Below are 2,224 nucleotides of genomic sequence, written 5' to 3'. Positions count from 1 at the left end.
TGTTTCAGTATTCTCCTGGAAATACTGTAAACAACGCTAGGGATTTCTACACCTTATTTGTCCGCCGCAAAACCTCCGCCAAAGGCGGTATTTAACGCCAGCCACGCGGTAAATAGCTTCGCCTGTGCCTGCGCCAGTTGCGCTTCGTCTTGCAGGGTTTCGTCCTGCGCGGCGAGCCAGTCAAGCTTGTTGTCCAGCCCCGCGCGGTAGCGGCTTTGCGCGGCGGCGGCGTTTTTGCGGGCCAGCGCGGTCATCTCGGTTTGGTCGCGCACGGCTGCGGCAGCGGTTTCGTATTGCGTCAGCGCGTCGGCCGCCTCGCGCAGGGCGGTGTAAACGTTTTTGTTGTAACGCGCCGCCTGCTCGTCAAACTCAGCTTCCTTGCGCGACAGGTTAGCCCGCAACGTGCCGGAAGTAAAAATCGGCAGGCTCACGCTCGGCAGCAGTCCGGCGAGAAACGACGACGAATGCGGCAGGTTGCCGATTTCCACATTGGACAAGCCGGCCAGCGCCTTGATGGTAATGTTCGGATAAAACTCGGTTTTCGCGCTGGCAACCAGATGGCGGCGGGCGGTCAGTGCCTCGCGCTGCGCCGCCAAATCGGGGCGTTTGCCGAGCAAGTCGGCGGTGAGCTGCGACACGGGCGGCGCGGGGGTGTTTGCGGCGGGGTTGGGCGCGAAGTTGTCCAACGCCTGCGCCGGTTGCCCGGTCAAGGCGGCAAGCGCGTGGCGGATTTGCGCAATGTTGCCGTCCAAATCCGACAAGGCAGCCTGAAAACGGCTGTTGCCTTGCTGTACCGCATAGAGCCTGCTCGGCGCGACCTGTCCGGCGCGGATGAGTTCGCGCACCACCTGCTCGCGCTCGCGGTTCAACTGCGCCCGCTGCGCCACGCGCTGCCGCGTTTCCAGCAGCAACTGCCATTGGCGGTAATACGTCGCCACGCCCTGCGCCAGCAGTAGCCGCGTCTGCGCGATTTCGTATTCCACGGCGCGTTGCTGCCCCAGCGCAGCTTCCAGCTGGTGCTTGTATTTGCCGAACACATCGGGCGACCATTGCCCTTGCAGTTGCAGCGATTCATAAGTGATATTGGTGCCGTGGTCGCCCAGCAGCCGCTTTTCCAAATCGCTGATGAGTTCGGGCTTCTCGCGCTCGTTTACGCCGTCGCGGTGCAGCAGTGCGCCGCTCAGCCCCAATCCAATCTTCACGCCGCGCTGCGAATCCGCCAAATCCGCCCCCGCCTGCGCCTGCCGCAGGCGCGCCTGTGCCGCCGCCAAATCGGGCGAACGCGCGAGGGCGGTGTCAATCAGGCTGTCGAGCTTGGCATCGTTGAGCGCACGCCACCATTGCGGCGCAATCGGCGGCTGCGAGCTGGCGGGCAGACCGAGCGTTTCGGCGGTTTCCACGGCGGCGGGGGTGTGCTTGGGATGAGTGGCGCAGCCCGAAAACAGTGCGGCACAGAGGAAAAATAAAGGGAAGCGTTTGAACATTTTGAAATATATATAAACAGGAATCGGGATGATTATAACGAAAAACGTATCGGGCGGGGGTTGGAAAACTTCAACGCAAAAGGCAGAGACCTTTGCAAAATTTCTTTTCCTCCAACAACCGAAACCCAAAAACAGGTTTTCGGCTGTTTTCTCCCCCAATCACTCCTAATTTTACCCAAATACCCCCTTAATCCTCCCCGGATACCTGATAATAAGGCATCCGGACCGCCTTTTAGGCGCAAACAGGCACACTTAGCCTGTTAGCTGCTTTCAACAGGTTCAAACAATCGCCTTCAGATGGCTTTGCGCACTCACTTTGAGCAGACCAAAATAGGCTGCCCGGGCGTAGCGGAATTTACGGTGCAGCGTACCGAAGCTTTGTTCGACCACATAACGGGTCTTCGACAAATATCGGTTGCGTTTGGTTTGCGCTTCCGTCAGCGGATGGTTGCGGTGGGCTTTGCGCATAATGCCGTCTAACAACTGATGCTCTTTCAGATGTTGCCGGTTTTCCTTACTGTCGTAGCCTTTGTCGGCATAGACGGTCGTCCTTCGGCAATGCCTTCCAACAAAGGGGACAGATGGTTGCACTCATGGGTATTGGCAGAGTGATGTGCAGTTTCTCGATATAGCCTTCCTCATCGGTACGGGTATGTTGTTTGTAACCGAGTTTGTAGAGGCCGTTTTTCTTTGTCCAGCGGGCATCGCTGTCTTTGCTCGGTGTGGTTTGGCCGCTGACT

Annotated in this window: 1 protein-coding gene and 1 pseudogene; both read right to left on the bottom strand. The window is 58.5% G+C overall.

The window, feature by feature from the left end; all coding sequences use genetic code 11:
• Positions 1 to 53 precede the first annotated feature (53 nt).
• Positions 54 to 1,484 (bottom strand): efflux transporter outer membrane subunit, encoded by a 1,431-nt coding sequence (locus HMPREF1051_RS12445; protein ID WP_231286324.1) that lies wholly within the window; start codon positions 1,482 to 1,484, stop codon positions 54 to 56.
• A 232-nt stretch (positions 1,485 to 1,716) separates the two neighbouring features.
• A pseudogene (locus tag HMPREF1051_RS12570) lies at positions 1,717 to 2,224 on the bottom strand (IS5 family transposase); the annotation flags it as partial.

The organism is Neisseria sicca VK64 (genome assembly GCF_000260655.1).
In the GTDB taxonomy this organism is placed as follows: Bacteria; Pseudomonadota; Gammaproteobacteria; order Burkholderiales; family Neisseriaceae; genus Neisseria; species Neisseria sicca_B.
Note: the sequence above shows the minus strand (reverse complement) of the source record. Positions and strands in the feature narration are given on the sequence as shown.

Excerpts from the sequence above, each read along its gene's own strand:
- HMPREF1051_RS12445 (WP_231286324.1), bottom strand. The coding sequence starts at position 1,484 with ATGTTCAAACGCTTCCCTTTATTTTTCCTCTGTGCCGCACTGTTTTCG.